The 14,921-nt window shown below is 66.6% G+C and carries 14 protein-coding genes and 2 tRNA genes; 8 read left to right on the forward strand and 8 right to left on the reverse strand.

Annotation, left to right across the window (positions count from 1 at the left end):
* Positions 1-28: 28 nt before the first annotated feature.
* From mutM to mutY, 3 genes are read left to right on the forward strand one after another with little or no spacing between them, the layout of a single operon-like run.
* Positions 29-844 carry a bifunctional DNA-formamidopyrimidine glycosylase/DNA-(apurinic or apyrimidinic site) lyase gene (gene mutM / locus Q0632_RS14770; RefSeq protein WP_298931480.1) on the forward strand — a complete coding sequence of 272 codons (816 nt, stop codon included), beginning with the start codon at positions 29-31 and terminating at the stop codon, positions 842-844.
* Positions 845-893: 49 nt separating this feature from the next.
* Entirely contained in the window at positions 894-2,855 is a 1,962-nt protein-coding gene (locus Q0632_RS14775; RefSeq protein ID WP_298931482.1) for a dynamin family protein, read from the forward strand.
* Entirely contained in the window at positions 2,852-3,889 is a 1,038-nt protein-coding gene (gene mutY / locus Q0632_RS14780) for an A/G-specific adenine glycosylase (RefSeq protein WP_298931484.1), read from the forward strand. The genes Q0632_RS14775 and mutY overlap by 4 nt, the downstream gene beginning before the upstream one ends.
* On the opposite strand, the gene rapZ is transcribed toward mutY, so the two are convergent.
* From rapZ to Q0632_RS14795, 3 genes are read right to left on the reverse strand one after another with little or no spacing between them, the layout of a single operon-like run.
* A complete protein-coding gene (gene rapZ / locus Q0632_RS14785) occupies positions 3,886-4,770 on the reverse strand; it encodes an RNase adapter RapZ (protein WP_298931486.1) in 885 nt (294 codons plus the stop codon). The genes mutY and rapZ overlap by 4 nt on opposite strands.
* Positions 4,767-6,428: a DNA repair protein RecN gene (recN, locus tag Q0632_RS14790; RefSeq protein WP_298931488.1), complete on the reverse strand. Its 1,662-nt coding sequence runs from the start codon at positions 6,426-6,428 to the stop codon at positions 4,767-4,769. Before recN ends, rapZ begins: the two co-directional genes overlap by 4 nt.
* A gap of 3 nt (positions 6,429-6,431) precedes the next feature.
* Complete coding sequence (locus Q0632_RS14795; protein ID WP_298931490.1) at positions 6,432-7,322, reverse strand: NAD kinase; 891 nt, start codon at positions 7,320-7,322, stop codon at positions 6,432-6,434.
* Positions 7,323-7,363: 41 nt separating this feature from the next.
* Between Q0632_RS14795 and hrcA the strand changes: the two genes are divergently transcribed.
* The 3 genes from hrcA to Q0632_RS14810 all read left to right on the forward strand — a co-directional run bounded on the left by hrcA (position 7,364) and on the right by Q0632_RS14810 (position 8,602).
* Positions 7,364-8,365 carry a heat-inducible transcriptional repressor HrcA gene (hrcA, locus tag Q0632_RS14800; protein ID WP_298931492.1) on the forward strand — a complete coding sequence of 334 codons (1,002 nt, stop codon included), beginning with the start codon at positions 7,364-7,366 and terminating at the stop codon, positions 8,363-8,365.
* A gap of 24 nt (positions 8,366-8,389) precedes the next feature.
* A tRNA-Ile gene (locus Q0632_RS14805) sits at positions 8,390-8,466 on the forward strand.
* 59 nt (positions 8,467-8,525) lie between these two features.
* A tRNA-Arg gene (locus Q0632_RS14810) sits at positions 8,526-8,602 on the forward strand.
* A gap of 77 nt (positions 8,603-8,679) precedes the next feature.
* Here Q0632_RS14810 and Q0632_RS14815 read toward each other — a convergent pair.
* Positions 8,680-8,979 carry a hypothetical protein gene (locus Q0632_RS14815; RefSeq protein ID WP_298931494.1) on the reverse strand — a complete coding sequence of 100 codons (300 nt, stop codon included), beginning with the start codon at positions 8,977-8,979 and terminating at the stop codon, positions 8,680-8,682.
* A 124-nt stretch (positions 8,980-9,103) separates the two neighbouring features.
* Between Q0632_RS14815 and greB the strand changes: the two genes are divergently transcribed.
* Positions 9,104-9,667 (forward strand): transcription elongation factor GreB, encoded by a 564-nt coding sequence (greB, locus tag Q0632_RS14820; RefSeq protein WP_298931496.1) that lies wholly within the window; start codon positions 9,104-9,106, stop codon positions 9,665-9,667.
* On the opposite strand, the gene Q0632_RS14825 is transcribed toward greB, so the two are convergent.
* The 4 genes from Q0632_RS14825 to Q0632_RS14840 all read right to left on the reverse strand — a co-directional run bounded on the left by Q0632_RS14825 (position 9,664) and on the right by Q0632_RS14840 (position 13,842).
* Entirely contained in the window at positions 9,664-11,946 is a 2,283-nt protein-coding gene (locus tag Q0632_RS14825; protein ID WP_298931498.1) for a bifunctional (p)ppGpp synthetase/guanosine-3',5'-bis(diphosphate) 3'-pyrophosphohydrolase, read from the reverse strand. The genes greB and Q0632_RS14825 overlap by 4 nt on opposite strands.
* A gap of 92 nt (positions 11,947-12,038) precedes the next feature.
* Positions 12,039-12,242, reverse strand: a complete 204-nt coding sequence (rpoZ, locus tag Q0632_RS14830; protein ID WP_298931500.1) for a DNA-directed RNA polymerase subunit omega — start codon at positions 12,240-12,242, stop codon at positions 12,039-12,041.
* Positions 12,243-12,282: 40 nt separating this feature from the next.
* Positions 12,283-12,903 (reverse strand): guanylate kinase, encoded by a 621-nt coding sequence (gene gmk / locus Q0632_RS14835; RefSeq protein ID WP_298931502.1) that lies wholly within the window; start codon positions 12,901-12,903, stop codon positions 12,283-12,285.
* A 21-nt stretch (positions 12,904-12,924) separates the two neighbouring features.
* Entirely contained in the window at positions 12,925-13,842 is a 918-nt protein-coding gene (locus tag Q0632_RS14840) for a YicC/YloC family endoribonuclease (RefSeq protein WP_298931504.1), read from the reverse strand.
* 77 nt (positions 13,843-13,919) lie between these two features.
* On the opposite strand from Q0632_RS14840, the gene Q0632_RS14845 reads away from it, so the two are divergent.
* Positions 13,920-14,912 (forward strand): serine/threonine-protein kinase, encoded by a 993-nt coding sequence (locus tag Q0632_RS14845; RefSeq protein WP_298931506.1) that lies wholly within the window; start codon positions 13,920-13,922, stop codon positions 14,910-14,912.
* The last annotated feature ends 9 nt before the right edge of the window (positions 14,913-14,921 follow it).

Consider the following 14,921-nt stretch of genomic DNA (forward strand, 5'->3'; position numbering starts at 1 on the left):
ACCATCATAATCCGGCCCGTCCATCCATATGCCTGAACTACCAGAAGTCGAGGTCACGCGCCTGAGTTTTGCCAGCCGCATCGCCGGTGCACGCGTGCTGTCGGCCCGGCTGGGCAAGCCGCTGCGCTGGCCCCTGGGTTGCGATCCGGCCGATCTGGCCGATCGCACGGTGCTGGGGGTGCGGCGGCGCGGCAAGTACCTGCTGGTCGACCTGGACCGCGGCCTGCTGCTGCTGCACCTGGGCATGTCGGGCAGCCTGGGGTTTGCGGACCGCCTCCCGCCACCCGGCCCACACGACCATTTCGAGCTTGCCACCAGCCAGGGCGTGCTGCGGCTGAACGACCCGAGGCGCTTTGGGGCCGTGGTCTATGCGGACGGCGAGGATGCCGCGCAAGCGGTCAAGCTGCTGGGTGGCCTGGGTGCAGAGCCATTGACAGGGGATTTCGACGCCCTGGTTTTTCATGCGGCCCTGAAGTCCCGCCAGTCGCCCATCAAGCAGGTGCTGCTGGCCGGTGCCCTGGTGGTTGGCGTGGGCAACATCTACGCCTCCGAGGCGCTGTTCCTGGCCGGCATCCGTCCCACCCAACGGGCTTCACGCATCAGCCTGCCGCGGGCCCGCAAGCTGCACGCAGCCATCCGGCAGGTGCTGGCCGAAGCGGTGCGTAAGGGCGGCAGCACACTGCGCGACTTTTCCAATGCCCATGGCGAGGCGGGCCACTTCCAGCTCGATGCCATGGTCTACGACCGGGCCGGCCAGCCATGCCGCGTCTGTGCTGCGCCCATCAAGCGCATCGTCCAGGGCCAGAGGGCTACGTACTTCTGCCCACAGTGCCAGAAGCCCTGAGGGAGATGGTGAGCAGGGGTGCTATATTCAAATGCACTGCGGGGGCATAGTGGGCACTTCCTTCAACGAACAATTCGACCAACATGGCACGTGGCGGCGCGAGTTCGCGCTACGGCTGAAGCTGTTGTCCGAGTGGCTGCGGGACCATGAGCTGCTCGACGCCGCCGTCGAGGAACGACTGCGCAGGCTGGAAACCCAGATGCGCTCGGACAAGGTCATGGTGGCCTTCGTCGCCGAGTTCTCGCGCGGCAAGTCCGAGCTGATCAACGCGATCTTTTTTGCCGGCTACAAGCGCCGCATCATGCCGGCCAGCGCAGGCCGCACCACGATGTGCCCGACCGAGCTGGGCTACGACGCCGACGTCCCGCCCTGCCTGCGCCTGCTGCCGATCGAAACACGCCTGCAGCCGCAGGCCCTGATGGAATGGCGCGGCGCGCCCGAGAAATGGACCCGGGTCGACCTGGATGTCAACGACCCGGCGCAGCTGGCCCAGGCCCTGGAGAAGGTGGCCGAAGTGCGCCACGTCACCAAGGACGAGGCCAAGGCCCTGGGTTTCTGGCACGACGATGTGCCGGAAGACAACCCCATGATGCGCAGCGACGGCTTGATCGAGGTGCCGCGCTGGCGCCATGCACTGATCAACATCGCCCATCCGCTGCTCAAGCAGGGCCTGGTGATCCTGGACACACCTGGCCTGAACGCCATCGGCGCAGAGCCCGAACTGACTGTCAACCTGATCCCCCAGGCCCATGCCGTGGTCTTCATCCTGGCCGCCGACACCGGCGTGACCAAATCGGACCTGGCGATCTGGCGCGAACACCTGGTGACCGAGGCCGGCAACACCGACGCCCGCCTGGTGGTGCTCAACAAGATCGACACCATGTGGGACTCGCTGAGCACACCTGCCCAGGTGCAGGCCCAGATCGAGCGCCAGCGCGCGACATCGGCCGAAATCCTGGGCCTGCCGCAGGAGCAGGTCATCCCGGTGTCGGCGCAAAAGGGCTTGGTGGCCAAGGTCAACGACGATGCGCAGCTGCTGCAGGCCAGCCAGCTGCCGGTGCTCGAGCGCGCGCTCAGCCTGGGCGTGATGGGCCAGCGCCAGAAGATCCTGCGTTCGGCGGTGGCCGGCGGCATCAGTGAGCTACGGGTGGAAGCCGGCCGTGCGATCAACATCCGCCGGCGCGACCTGGCCGAGCAGACCATCGAGCTCAAGGGCCTGCGCGGCAAGAACATCTCGGTGATCAAGCACATGCGCACGCGCATCGAGCAGGAACAGACCGACTTCGACGTCAGCGGCGCCAAGATCCACGCAGTGCGCTCGGTCCACCTGAAGCTGCTGCGGGAAGTCTTCAACCTGCTGGGCACCAGCACGCTCAAGGTCGAAATGACGGAGCTGACCGATGCACTGCGCCAGCCGGGCATCAAGCTGGGCGTGAGGAAGGCCTACGGCCTGACCTTCGACCGCCTGCGCGAGGGGCTGCGCAAGGCCCAGCGCACCAGCGCCGAGATCCACTCCATGCTGGGCGGCACCTTCCGCCAGCTCAACGCCGAATACGGCTTCTCGCTGCAAGCCCCCAAGGAGCCCGACCTGGCCGGCTACGAGCGCGACCTCGACCTGGTCGAGCGCAGCCACAACCAGTACCTGGGCGTGAGCAATGTGTTGCGGCTGGCCCAGCCGGAGTTCGCCGACCGTCTGGTGCGTGCCCTGGCCACCCGCTTGCGCGTGATCTATGAATCCGCGCTGGGCGAGGTCGAACTGTGGAACAAGTCCGCCGCTGCCCAGCTCGATGCGCAGCTGCGCGAGCGCCGCCGCAACTTCGGCCGCCGCATCGAGGCCATCGAGCGCATCCAGCAGGCCGCCACCGGTCTGGACGACCGCATCGTCGAGATTCAGGGCCATGAAAGCGCCCTGAACCAGCTCGATGCCAAGCTCACCGAGCTGACAGCCCACCTCACCAGCATTCCCGGCGCGGATGCGCCGGTCGCCGAGCCCGTCCTGCAACGGGCATGAGCGTGGCAGGGCAGGACCTGGCCGGGCGTGTGGTGCGCTGGCAGCGCACCCACGGACGCAGTGGCCTGCCCTGGCAGGGAACGCGCGATCCCTACCGGGTCTGGCTCTCGGAAATCATGCTGCAGCAGACCCAGGTCTCGGTGGTGCTGGATTACTACCCCCGTTTCCTGCAGCGCTTTCCCGACGTGCAATCACTGGCCGCGGCCAGCCAGGACGACGTGCTGGCCCTGTGGAGCGGCCTGGGTTACTACAGCCGGGCGCGCAACCTGCACCGCTGCGCCCAGGATGTTGTGGCCTTGCACGGCGGCGAATTTCCCCGCAGTGCGCAAATTCTGCAGACCCTGTCGGGCATAGGCCGTTCGACGGCGGCGGCCATCGCATCCTTTTGCTTCGGTGAGCGCGCCGCCATCCTGGACGGCAACGTCAAGCGTGTGCTGACGCGGGCGCTGGGCTTTGGCGATGACCTTTCCGTGGCGGCCAATGAGCGCAGGCTGTGGGACGCGGCGACGGCCTTGCTCCCCAAGGCGGGCACCGACATGCCGGCCTACACCCAGGGGCTGATGGACCTGGGCGCCACCGTCTGCCTGGCGCGCAATCCCAGCTGCCTGCTGTGCCCGCTGCAGGCCGATTGCATCGCCCAGCAACAAGGCCAGCCCGAGCGCTATCCGCTCAAGACCCGCAAACTCAAACGCAGCGCCCAGTCGCTTTGGCTGCTCGATGCGCGCGATGCCGACGGCGCGGTCTGGCTGGAGAAGCGGCCCGATTCCGGTGTCTGGGCCGGCCTGTACTGCCTGCCGGTGTTCGAGACGCGCGAGGCGCTGGAGGCGGTGTTGCCGGCCAAGGCCAGGAAGAGCCTCAGGGATGCGCAGCCCTTTGTCCACGTGCTGACCCACAAGGATCTGCATCTGCACCCGGTGGCCGCGCAGCTTGCGCCGTCTGCATTGGCCAAGCTGGAGGGCGGCTGGTTTACCCAGGGGCGGTGGCCCGGGCTGGGCCTGCCGGCGCCCATCCGCAAGCTGCTGGCGCCGGCCTAACCGAGGTCCAGTTCGCGGTGGCGCTTGAGCGCCGTCCAGCGCTGGCCGAAACGGGCGGCGAGTTGCTCGACCAGGTAGACCGAGCGGTGCTGGCCGCCGGTGCAGCCCACCGCCACCGTGACGTAGCTGCGGTGGTCGCGCGCCAGGGGCTCAAGCCAGTGGTCCAGGAATTGCCCGATGTGGTCCAGCATCTGCGCCACCTCGGCGTGCTTTTCCAGGAAGCTGATGACCTCGCTATCGCGGCCGGTCTGTTGGCGCAATGCCGGCTCGTAGTGCGGGTTGGGCAGCATCCGAACGTCGAACACGTAGTCCGCATCGACCGGGATGCCGCGCTTGAAGGCGAATGATTCGAACACCAGGGTCAGCTGGCTGGCCGGCGCCGACAGCAGCGACTTCACGTGGGCTTGCAGCTGCGCAGGCCGGATCACGCTGGTGTCGATGACATGGGCCTCTTCGCGCAGATCGGCCAGCAGCTCGCGCTCCAGCTCGATGGCATCCACCAGGGCGCGCTGCAGATCATCGGCCGGCGCATCGGCGCTGGCGGGGCGCTTGCTCGACAAGGGGTGGCGCCGCCGGGTTTCCGAGAAGCGGCGCACCAGGGTGTCGGTGGTGGCATCCAGGAACAGTGGCCTGACCGTGATGCCCTGGCTGGCCAGCTCGCGCAGCTGGGCCGGCACCTGGGGCAGGGAGGTGGCGCTGCGCACATCCATGGCGATCGCGACTCTTTCGACCGTGCTCGCCTGCTCCAAGGTGATGAAGGGCCGCAGCAGTTCCGGCGGCAAGTTGTCGACACAGTAGTAGCCCGCGTCCTCCAGGGCGCGCAAGGCCACCGACTTGCCCGAGCCGGACATGCCGGTGATCAGGACGACTTCCATGTTCATGATCCCGCGCGGGTTGCGCCGCCGCCCAGCATTTCCTTGGCGTGGGCTAGTGTCGTACCCGACAGCCTTTCGCCGCCCAGCATGCGCGCCACTTCGGCGACACGCTGCTCGCCCTGCACCGGCGCGACGGCGCTGGAGGTGCCGGCTGCATCGCTGTGCTTGGCCACCACCAGATGGTGGTCGGCGCAGGCCGCCACCTGTGGCAGGTGGGTGACGGCCAGGACCTGGCGATCACGGCCCAACTGCTTCATCAGCCGGCCCACGGTTTCCGCGACGGCGCCGCCGACACCGGCGTCCACCTCGTCGAAGATCAGGGTCTGGGCCGCGCCCAGCTGGCTGGTGGTCACGGCGATGGCCAGCGCGATGCGCGAGAGCTCGCCGCCGGAGGCCACCTTGCCGACGAGGCGCGGTGTGCTGCCGGCGTGGCCGGCGACCAGGAAGCCGACTTCTTCCAGCCCGCCCTCGGCCGGCTCGGCGGCCTGGGCCAGCGCCACCTCGAAGCGGCCGCCTTGCATGCCCAGGCCTTGCATGGCCTGCGTGATGGCCTTGGCCAGTTGTGGCGCGGCCTTGCTGCGCAGCCGCGAGACCTCACGGGCCTGCGCCATGTAAGCCGCAGTGGCTTTGTGTTCGGCCGCTTCCAGCGCTGCCAGGTCGGCGGCGGCGTCCAGCCGCGACAGCTCGTCCCTCCAGCCGGCCAACAGCGCCGGCAGTTCGGCCGGCGTGCGCTTGTAGCGGCGCGCCAGCGACAACCACAGCGACATGCGCTCATCGAGTTCGGCCAGGCGCTGGGGGTCGAGGTCGGTCTTGCGCAGATAGCCGTGCAGTGAATGTGCAGCGTCTTCCGCCTGCGCCAGACTGGATGCCAAAACCTCTGCCAGCCCCCGGAAATCGGCCTCGAGATGCTCCTGATTTTGTAGCAAGCCGAGCGCCTGGGAAAGCCGGGCGGCAGCGCCGCCACCGTCGGCTTCCAGCGCCTCCAGCGCGCCCTGCGCGGCGTCGAGCAGGGCCTGGGCGTTGGCCAGACGGGTGTGGCTGGCGTTGAGTTCGTCCCACTCGCTGGCGCCGGGCGCCAGCTTGTCCACCTCGGCCACCTGCCAGGCCAGGCGTTCGCGCTCGCGCTGCAGCGAATCCTGGGCGGCCCGTGCATCCGCGACGGTCTTTCGCGCAGCGCGCCATTGCTGCCAGGCTTGCTGCATGGGCTGCACGTCGACGCCGGCATAGGCGTCGAGCAGGCCGCGCACGGCCTGGGCGCGCGTCAGGCTTTGCCAAGCATGCTGGCCATGGATGTCGACCAGTTGCTCGCCAAGCTCGCGCAACTGGGTGGCCGTCGCCGGCCCGCCATTGATCCAGGCCCGGCTCTTGCCCTGGCTGTCGATGCTGCGGCGCAGGAGCAGGGCGTCTTCGCTGTCGAAGCCGGCTTCTTCCAGCCAGGGCCGCAACGCCTGCGGCAGCTCGAATTCGGCGCTGATGTCGGCGCGCGCCGCACCTTCGCGCACCACGCCGGCCTCGGCGCGTGCGCCCAGCGCCAGCTGCAGGGCATCGACCAGGATGGACTTGCCCGCGCCGGTCTCGCCCGTCAGCACGCTAAAGCCCGCGGACAGGTCCAGTTCCAGTTCGCGCACGATGACGAAGTCGCGCAGCGCAATCCGCTTGAGCATGGGTCAGGCGCCCTCGTTCCAGTGCAGTTTCCTGCGCAAGGTGTCGAAATAGGTCCAGCCCTTGGGGTGCAGGAAGCGCACCTGGTGCTGCGAGCGCCGCACCGTGATGCGGTCGCCGTGCACCAGCGAGGCCAGGGACTGCATGTCGAAATTGGCGCTGGCGTCGCGCCCGGCCACCACCTCGATGGCGATCTCGGCGGCGTCGGCCAGCACGATGGGCCGGTTCGACAAGGTGTGGGGCGCAATGGGCACCAGCACCCAGCCTGGGTTGGCAGGGTGCAGCAGGGGGCCGCCGGCCGACAGTGCGTAGGCGGTGGAGCCGGTGGGCGAGGCGACGATCAGGCCGTCGGCGCGCTGGTTGGCGACGAAATGGCCGTCCACCTCGACGCGCAGTTCCACCATGCCCGAGGTCGCGCCCCGGTTGACCACCACGTCGTTCATGGCCAGGGCGTCGAAGACGCAATCGCCACCGCGCATCACGCGCGCGTGCATCAGGCTGCGCCTGTCTTCGGTGTGCTCGCCGCGCAACATGGGCGTGAGGGCGGTGCGGTAGCCCTCCAGCGGAATGTCGGTGATGAATCCCAGCCGGCCCTGGTTGATGCCGATCAGCGGAACGTTGTGCGGGGCCAGCTGGCGGCTGATGCCCAGCATGGTGCCGTCACCGCCCACAACAAGGCCCAGGTCGCATTGCGCGCCGATCGCCGCGACATCAAGCACCGGATAGCCCACAATGCCGGCATTGGCCGCCGTTTCCGCTTCCACCACGACTTCGCAGCCTTCGGAGTCCAGAAAGTGTGCGATGTCTTCCAGCGCGTCGCGGGTTGAAGCGGCGCCCGCCCCTGGCACCGAGGCGTATTTGCCTATCAGTGCGACGTGGCGGTATTGGGATTTCATCGTCAAATTACATCATTAAAATCGCGCAAAAGCCGTCCAACATGCTCGATGACCGTGCCAAGTTGTTGTTGAAAGCGCTGGTCGAGCGCTATATCGCCGATGGCCAGCCCATTGGCTCGCGCACGCTGTCGCGCGCCTCCGGCCTGGAGCTGTCGCCGGCCACCATCCGCAACGTGATGTCCGACTTGGAGGAGCTGGGCCTGATCGCCAGCCCGCATACATCGGCCGGCCGCATTCCCACGGCGCGCGGCTATCGCCTGTTTGTCGACACCATGCTCACGGCCAAGCGCGAACAGCTGGCGCCGCCCACGCTGGCGGCCGACCAGCCGCAGCGGGTGATCACAAATGCGGCGCAGCTGCTGTCCAACCTGTCGCAGTTCGTCGGCGTGGTGATGGCGCCGCGGCGCACCTCGGTGTTTCGCCACATCGAGTTCCTGCGGCTGTCGGATCGGCGCTACCTGGTCATCATCGTCTCGCCCGAGGGCGATGTGCAAAACCGCGTGGTGTTCACCGAAAGCGACTACACCCAGACCCAGCTGGTGGAAGCCGCCAATTTCCTCAACGCCCACTACGCCGGCATGGCGATCGAGCAGGTGCGCGAGCGCATCAAGGGCGAGGTGGACAAGCTGCGCGGCGAGATCGGCGCGCTGATGCAGGCAGCGGTGCAGGTCGGCTCGGAGGCAATGACGCAGCAGGACGAGGTGGTGATCTCGGGTGAGCGCAATCTGCTGGCGGTCAGCGATTTTTCCAGCGACATGGGCCAGTTGCGCCGCGCATTCGACCTGTTCGAGCAGAAGACCCAGCTGATGCGCCTGCTCGACATCTCGGCCCAGGCCGACGGTGTGCGCATCTTCATCGGCGGCGAAAGCCAGGTCGTGCCGTTTGAGGAGCTCTCCATCGTCAGCGCGCCCTACGAGGTCGACGGCCAGATCGTCGGCACCCTGGGCGTGATCGGTCCGACCCGCATGCCCTACGACCGCATGATCCAGATCGTCGACATCACCTCCAAGCTGGTGAGCAACGCGCTCAGCCACAACAAATAGCGCACCTACAATGCGCGCTGGTTCGGGGCGTTAGCTCAGTTGGTTAGAGCAGAGGACTCATAATCCTTTGGTCGTTGGTTCAAGTCCAACACGCCCTACCACCCCCTTGCCAGCCTCCCGAACAATCGGCCCCGCCAATTCGTATATAATTGCAGGCTGCGCGGCTGTAGCTCAGTTGGATAGAGTACTTGGCTACGAACCAAGGGGTCGTGGGTTCAATTCCTGCCAGCCGCACCAGAACATCGTTCTAGAACAACAGCTTAGTGCTCCGGCACTAGGCTGTTTTTCTTTGCGCGAACGCTTTTGTGGCGGTTTCAGGCCGGATGGCCTTCGGTCACCCGCTCCCAGGCTGCCCGCGTGGCCAGGCGGGCCTCGGCCCAGGTCAGGCGCGAGCGCCCTTTGACGCGGTCCCAATCCTGGCGCAGCTCGTTTTCCAGGGCGCTGAAGCTGCCTTCGCGGCGGATCGGGCCGGTATAGCCAACGCGGTAAGCCGGACTGTAGTCGTCGTAGCCCAGCTCCGGCCGGTAATAGGGCTCGTCGCGGAAGACATTGCGCCAATGCGCTTCTTCCGCGGTCGGGTTGATGACGGGAGCCTGATCCTCGTGGAATGCCATGCCGATCTCCTGCGTTTGCTCCCATCATGGACGGGCCCAGCCGTCCGTGCCATAGGACGTTGTGCCAAGTCCGCTGTAGGACAGCGCTGCATCCACACCGCCGCCGGCGGGCTATGCTGGGGCCATGAGCAAGGCCTTCACCAAGGAAAGCGACGACGCGGACGATGACGACCTGGCGGCGCCTCCCATCCCCGCCGGCAGCAAGAACTACATCACGCCGCAAGGTTACGCCCGCCTGCGCGCGGAGTTGCTGTCGCTGATCGACGAGGAGCGGCCCAAGGTGGTCGAAGCCGTGCACTGGGCGGCGCGCAATGGCGACCGTTCGGAAAACGGCGATTACATCTACGGCAAGAAGCGGCTGCGCGAGATCGACCGGCGCATCCGCTTCCTGACCAAGCGGCTGGAGATCGCCGAAATCACCGATCCTTCGGCGCACCACGGGCGCGACCAGGTGTTCTTCGGGGCCACCGTGACCTATGTGGACGGCGCGGGCCTGGAGCGCACAGTCACCATCCTGGGCATCGACGAGGCCGAGACCGCCCAGGGCCAGGTCAGCTGGATTTCGCCGATCGCCCGGGCCCTGCTCAAGGCGCGCGAAGGCGATGCGGTCAAGCTGATGACGCCGGCCGGCGCCCAGGAGATCGAAGTGCTGGAGGTGCGCTACCCTGCGCCCGGCCCGCCGGCCTAGTCGCCGGAATCGCCTGAGTTGCCCGGGCGCACGCGCTGCGACCGGATCACAGAGGGCGTGCGCTTGAGAACGCGCAAGACCGTATCCAGGTGCGTGCGGTCGCGCACAGCGACGACAAAGCGCAGGTCGGTTGCGTCCTGCGCGCGGTCGTCGTCCATGTCGACGTGAACGATGTCCGCCTCGGCGCTGGCCAGGGCCGCGGCCACCCGGGCCAGAACGCCCTTGCCGTTGGCCACGGTGACCAGCAGATTGGTCTCGAAGGGGCGGATCGGCTCATCGGCCCACTCCACTCCGATGAAGCGCTCGCTGTCCTTGTGCTGCAGGCGCCGGGCGACACCACAGTCTGCCGTGTGCACCACCAGGCCTTCGCCGCGGCCCAGGTAGCCGACGATGACGTCGCCCGGCACTGGCCGGCAGCAGGAGGCGAATTGCACCGAGGCGTTCTCGCTGCCGTCCAGGGTGACGGCTCCCTGCGACACTTTTTCATGCGCGGTGTAGCGCTCCTGGGTGATCAGCAGGGCGTTGGGCCGCTGGCCGCGCTCGGCCAGCAGCGTCATCAGGCGCTTGGCCACGATGCTGGCGATGCGCTTGCCCAGGCCCAGGTCGGTCAGCAACTCGGCCAGGGTGCGGTTGCCGGTGAAACGCAGCAGCCTGTCCCACAGCTCCTTGTGCTCGGCATCGTCGGCCGGCAGCTTTTCCATGCCTTCGGCGCGCAGGGCCTGGGTCAGCAGCTTCTGGCCGAGTTCCTGCGACTCCGCCTGCGCCAGGGTCTTGAGATGGTGGCGGATCTTGGAGCGGGCCCGGCCGGTGCGCACAAAGCCCAGCCAGGCCGGATTCGGCGTGGACACAGGGGCGGTCACCACCTCCACCACGTCGCCGTTCTTGAGCTCGGTGCGCAGCGGCACCTGCACGTGGTTGATCTTGGCGGCGACGGTGCGGTCGCCGATGTTGCTGTGGATCGCGTAGGCGAAATCGACCACCGTGGCGCCGCGCGGCATCGCCATGATCTGGCTCTTGGGCGTGAAGACGTAGACCGCATCGGGAAAGAGGTCGATCTTGACGTGGTCCCAGAACTCGGCGGCGTCGCGCGTCTCGTGCTGGATGTCCAGCAGCGACTGCAGCCACTTGGTGCCCAGCCGGTCGGCGCCGTCGCCGTCGGGCCGGTTGGCCTTGTACAGCCAATGGGCTGCAACGCCCGACTCGGCCACCACGTGCATGGCCTCGTTGCGCATCTGGAACTCCACGTTCACGCCCGAGGGGCCCACCAGGGTGGTGTGCAGCGACTGGTAGCCGTTGACCTTGGGGATGGCGATGTGGTCCTTGAACTTGCCCGGCACCGGCTTGTACAGCTGGTGCAGCACGCCCAGCGCGGTGTAGCAGTCGACCACCGAGTTGACGATCACGCGAAAGCCGTAGATGTCGGTCACCTGGGCAAAGCTCAGGTGCTTGTCGTCCATCTTGCGGTAGATCGAGTACAGGGTCTTCTCGCGGCCGGCGATGCGCACCTGCATGCCGTTGGCCTCGAAAGCCGACTCGACCTCGCGCTGCACTTTCTGGATCAGGTCGCGCCGGCGGTTGCGCGCCTTGGTCACGGCCTTGCTCAGCACGCCATGGCGCCAGGGCTGCTGGTGGCGAAACGACAGCTCCTGCAGTTCGCGGTAGGTCTGGTTCAGGCCCAGGCGGTTGGCGATGGGGGCGTAGATGTCCAGCGTTTCGGACGAGATGCGCTGCCACTTCTCGCGCGGCACATCGTCGAGCGTGCGCATGTTGTGGGTGCGGTCGGCCAGCTTGATCAGGATGACGCGCACGTCGCGCGCCATGGCCAGCAGCATCTTGCGGAAGGACTCGGCCTGGTTTTCCTCGCGGGTGTTGAACTGCAGCTTGTCCAGCTTGGTCAGGCCGTCCACCAGTTCCGCCACCGGCGCGCCGAAGCGCTCGATCAGCTCCGGCTTGGTGACGCCGCAGTCCTCGATGGCATCGTGCAGCAGCGCCGCCATCAGGGCCTGGGCATCGAGCTTCCATTCGGCGCACTGGGCCGCAACGGCGATCGGGTGGGTGATGTAGGGCTCGCCGCTGGCCCGGATCTGGCCCAGGTGGGCTTCGTCGGCGAAGCGGTAGGCCTTGCGCACGGACTCGACCTCGGCCGGCTCCAGGTAGTCCAGCCTGGCCGTGAGCGCAGCAAAACTGGCGGCTGCGGCATTGGCCGCGGCCGGGCTGGGCCGCACCGGAGGCGCGGGACGCCTGCCTTTGCCAGGGGGAGGATGCAGCACCGCGCTCATGCCTCAAATGTAGCCTGCGCCTGGAATAACGGTGGCCGGCAATAAAAAAGCACCGCGGCGCGGTGCTTTTTCGGGGGTTTCCGGGGTCAGGCTCAGCCGGGAACCTTCTTGAGCATTTCCAGGCCGATCTTGCCGTCGGCGATCTCGCGCAGGGCCGTCACGCAAGGCTTGTTCTTGCTTTCGATCTTGGGGGCATGGCCCTGGCTGAGCATGCGGGCGCGGTAGGTGGCTGCCAGCACCAGCTGAAAGCGGTTCGGGATCTTCTGCAGGCAGTCTTCAACGGTGATGCGGGCCATGAGAGATTTCTCCAGTGAATGAATCGGCGACTGCGGGTAGTCAGCTGATGTTGAGGGCTTTGAAGGTGTCGGCCCGGGCGCGGCGCTGGGCCGAGAATTTCAAGCGCTGGGCGTGAACTATCGCTTTCATGTCAAAAAGCGCGCGTTCAAATAACTCGTTAATTATAACGAAATCGAATTCCCTGGCCTGGGCCATCTCTTCGGCCGCGTTTTTCAGCCTCAGGTCAATGATGTCGGGGGCATCTTCGCCGCGCCGCTCCAGCCGCGAACGCAGTTCTGCCCAACTGGGCGGCAGGATGAAGATCAGCACCGCATTGGCAAAGATGCGCTTGATCTGCAGTGCGCCCTGGAAGTCGATTTCCAGGATCACGTCGGCGCCCATGGCGATACGTTCCTCGATGGCCTTCTTCGACGTTCCGTAGCGCTGGCCATGGACATGGGCCCATTCCACGAAGCCGTCCCCCAGCACCATGGTGTCGAACTCGCCGGGCGAGACGAAAAAGTACTCCCGGCCGTGCTTTTCCTGGCCGCGCGGCGGCCGGGTGGTGTGCGAGACCGAGGGCTGGACGCGCGAATCGAGCTCCAGCAAGGCTTTGACCAGGCTGGATTTGCCGGCCCCGCTGGGGGCTGCGACGACGAAGAGATTTCCGGGGTAGTCCATATCAGGCGTGGGGGCTCGTGTTCACTCGATATTTTGAACCTGCTCGCGCATCTGCTCGACCAGGACCTTCATGTCCACGGAAATCCGCGTCAGTTCCAGCGCGGCTGATTTCGACCCCATGGTGTTGGCTTCACGGTGCAGTTCCTGGATCAGGAAGTCCAGCCGCTTGCCGACTTCACCGCCCTTCTTGAGCAGGCGTTCGATCTCTTCCACGTGCGACAGCAGGCGTGTCAGCTCCTCGGCCACGTCGATGCGGATGGCGAAGGCGGTGGCCTCGCTCAGCGCCCGGTCCTGCGCAGCCTCGGGCAGCACGGTGCCATCGGCCAGGGCCATGGCTTCCTTCCAGCGCTCCAGAAAGCGGACTCGCTGCTGCTCGACCAGTTGCGGGATCAGAGGCCTGGCCTGGCCGGCGAGTTCGCGCAGCTGCGCAAGGTGGCCCACCAGCATGGTCGTCAGCCGGCCGCCTTCGCGCTCGCGGGCCGCCATCAGGTCCTTCAGCGCGGTGGTGGCCAGGGCCTGGACGGCCTCGCCCCATTGTGCATCGGGGCTGTCATCGGCCGCGCCCAGGCGGATCACGTCGGCCACGCTCAGGGCCCGGGCGTCCGGCAACCAGCTGCGCACCGTGTCCTGCAGCGCGCCCAGCCTTTGCAGGACCTTGACAGTGGGCTCGCGCAAGGCTTCACCCGCCGGCGTTTCCACGCCGGCGCGCACCTCGACCTTGCCGCGTTTCAATTTGCCCTGCAGCAGCTCGCGCAGGGCCGGCTCGTGCTGGCGCAATTCCTCGGACAGGCGAAAGCTCAGATCCAGAAAGCGGCTGTTGACCGAGCGGATCTCCAGTCCCAGGCGGCCGGACGCCGTGCCCTTGCTGTCCTGGCCGGCGGGAGGCTGGGTCGCAGCGTGCTGGGCGCTTGCGTAACCGGTCATGCTGTAAACTGGCATTGAGGCACTTCTAACAGTTCGTTTCGGGGTTGCGAGAATAACCGGGGCCCGCACTGGACCCCCATCATTCTTAAATTATGTCAAAGGTCAAACCGGCACCTCTGCCTCCCGACACGGTGATTGGCGGCTACCGCGTGGTCCGCAAGCTCTCCGCAGGCGGTTTCGGCGTGGTGTATCTGGCCGTTGACAATGAGGGCCAGCAGGTCGCCGTCAAGGAATACCTGCCGTCCTCCCTGGCCACCCGCCCGCCGGGCGAGCTCTTGCCCCAGGTCCAGCCCGAAAAGCTCTCGCTGTACCGCCTGGGCCTGAAAAGCTTCTTCGAAGAAGGCCGTTCACTGGCCCAGATCTCGCACGCCTCGGTGGTGAGCGTGCTGAACTTCTTCCGCGAGAACGAGACCGTCTACATGGTGATGAACTACCTGGAGGGCGGGACCCTGCAGGACTTCATCATCACCGCGCGCGAGCTGAAAAAGCAGAAGGTCTTCCGCGAGTCGACCATCCGCTCTCTCTTCGACGAGATCCTGCGCGGCCTGCGCATCGTGCACCAGCACAAGATGCTGCACCTGGACATCAAGCCGGCCAACATCTTCATCACCGACGACAACAAGGCGGTGATGATCGACTTCGGCGCGGCGCGCGAGGTGCTGTCCAAGGAAGGCAACTTCATCCGTCCCATGTACACGCCCGGCTTTGCCGCGCCCGAGATGTACAGGCGCGATTCGTCGATGGGGCCGTGGACCGACATTTACGCCATCGGCGCCTGCATCTATGCCTGCATGCAGGGCTACCCGCCCAACGATGCGCCCCAGCGGCTGGAGAAGGACAGGCTGGCCCTGGCCTTGTCGCGCCTGCGTGGCGTCTATTCCGACAACCTGATCGAGGTGGTGGAGTGGTGCATGTCGCTCGATCCGCTGTCGCGGCCGCAGTCTGTGTTCGCGCTGCAAAAGGAGCTCAGCCGCGAAGGCGAGCGCCGCTACACCAAGCTGTCGGTGGGCGAGAAGATGCGGCTGCAATTCGACAACATGGTGTCGGACGGCAAGAAAAACCTCAAACGCGCCACGTTGAAGTAAGGTAGGCCA

The organism is uncultured Ramlibacter sp., assembly GCF_936925435.1.
In the GTDB taxonomy this organism is placed as follows: Bacteria; Pseudomonadota; Gammaproteobacteria; order Burkholderiales; family Burkholderiaceae_C; genus Ramlibacter.

Coding starts and splice junctions, on each gene's coding strand:
- mutM (WP_298931480.1), top strand. CDS start 29: ATGCCTGAACTACCAGAAGTCGAGGTCACGCGCCTGAGTTTTGCCAGC.
- mutY (WP_298931484.1), top strand. CDS start 2,852: ATGAGCGTGGCAGGGCAGGACCTGGCCGGGCGTGTGGTGCGCTGGCAG.
- rapZ (WP_298931486.1), bottom strand. CDS start 4,770: ATGAACATGGAAGTCGTCCTGATCACCGGCATGTCCGGCTCGGGCAAG.
- recN (WP_298931488.1), bottom strand. CDS start 6,428: ATGCTCAAGCGGATTGCGCTGCGCGACTTCGTCATCGTGCGCGAACTG.
- Q0632_RS14795 (WP_298931490.1), bottom strand. CDS start 7,322: ATGAAATCCCAATACCGCCACGTCGCACTGATAGGCAAATACGCCTCG.
- hrcA (WP_298931492.1), top strand. CDS start 7,364: ATGCTCGATGACCGTGCCAAGTTGTTGTTGAAAGCGCTGGTCGAGCGC.
- Q0632_RS14815 (WP_298931494.1), bottom strand. CDS start 8,979: ATGGCATTCCACGAGGATCAGGCTCCCGTCATCAACCCGACCGCGGAA.
- greB (WP_298931496.1), top strand. CDS start 9,104: ATGAGCAAGGCCTTCACCAAGGAAAGCGACGACGCGGACGATGACGAC.
- Q0632_RS14825 (WP_298931498.1), bottom strand. CDS start 11,946: ATGAGCGCGGTGCTGCATCCTCCCCCTGGCAAAGGCAGGCGTCCCGCG.
- rpoZ (WP_298931500.1), bottom strand. CDS start 12,242: ATGGCCCGCATCACCGTTGAAGACTGCCTGCAGAAGATCCCGAACCGC.
- gmk (WP_298931502.1), bottom strand. CDS start 12,903: ATGGACTACCCCGGAAATCTCTTCGTCGTCGCAGCCCCCAGCGGGGCC.
- Q0632_RS14840 (WP_298931504.1), bottom strand. CDS start 13,842: ATGCCAGTTTACAGCATGACCGGTTACGCAAGCGCCCAGCACGCTGCG.
- Q0632_RS14845 (WP_298931506.1), top strand. CDS start 13,920: ATGTCAAAGGTCAAACCGGCACCTCTGCCTCCCGACACGGTGATTGGC.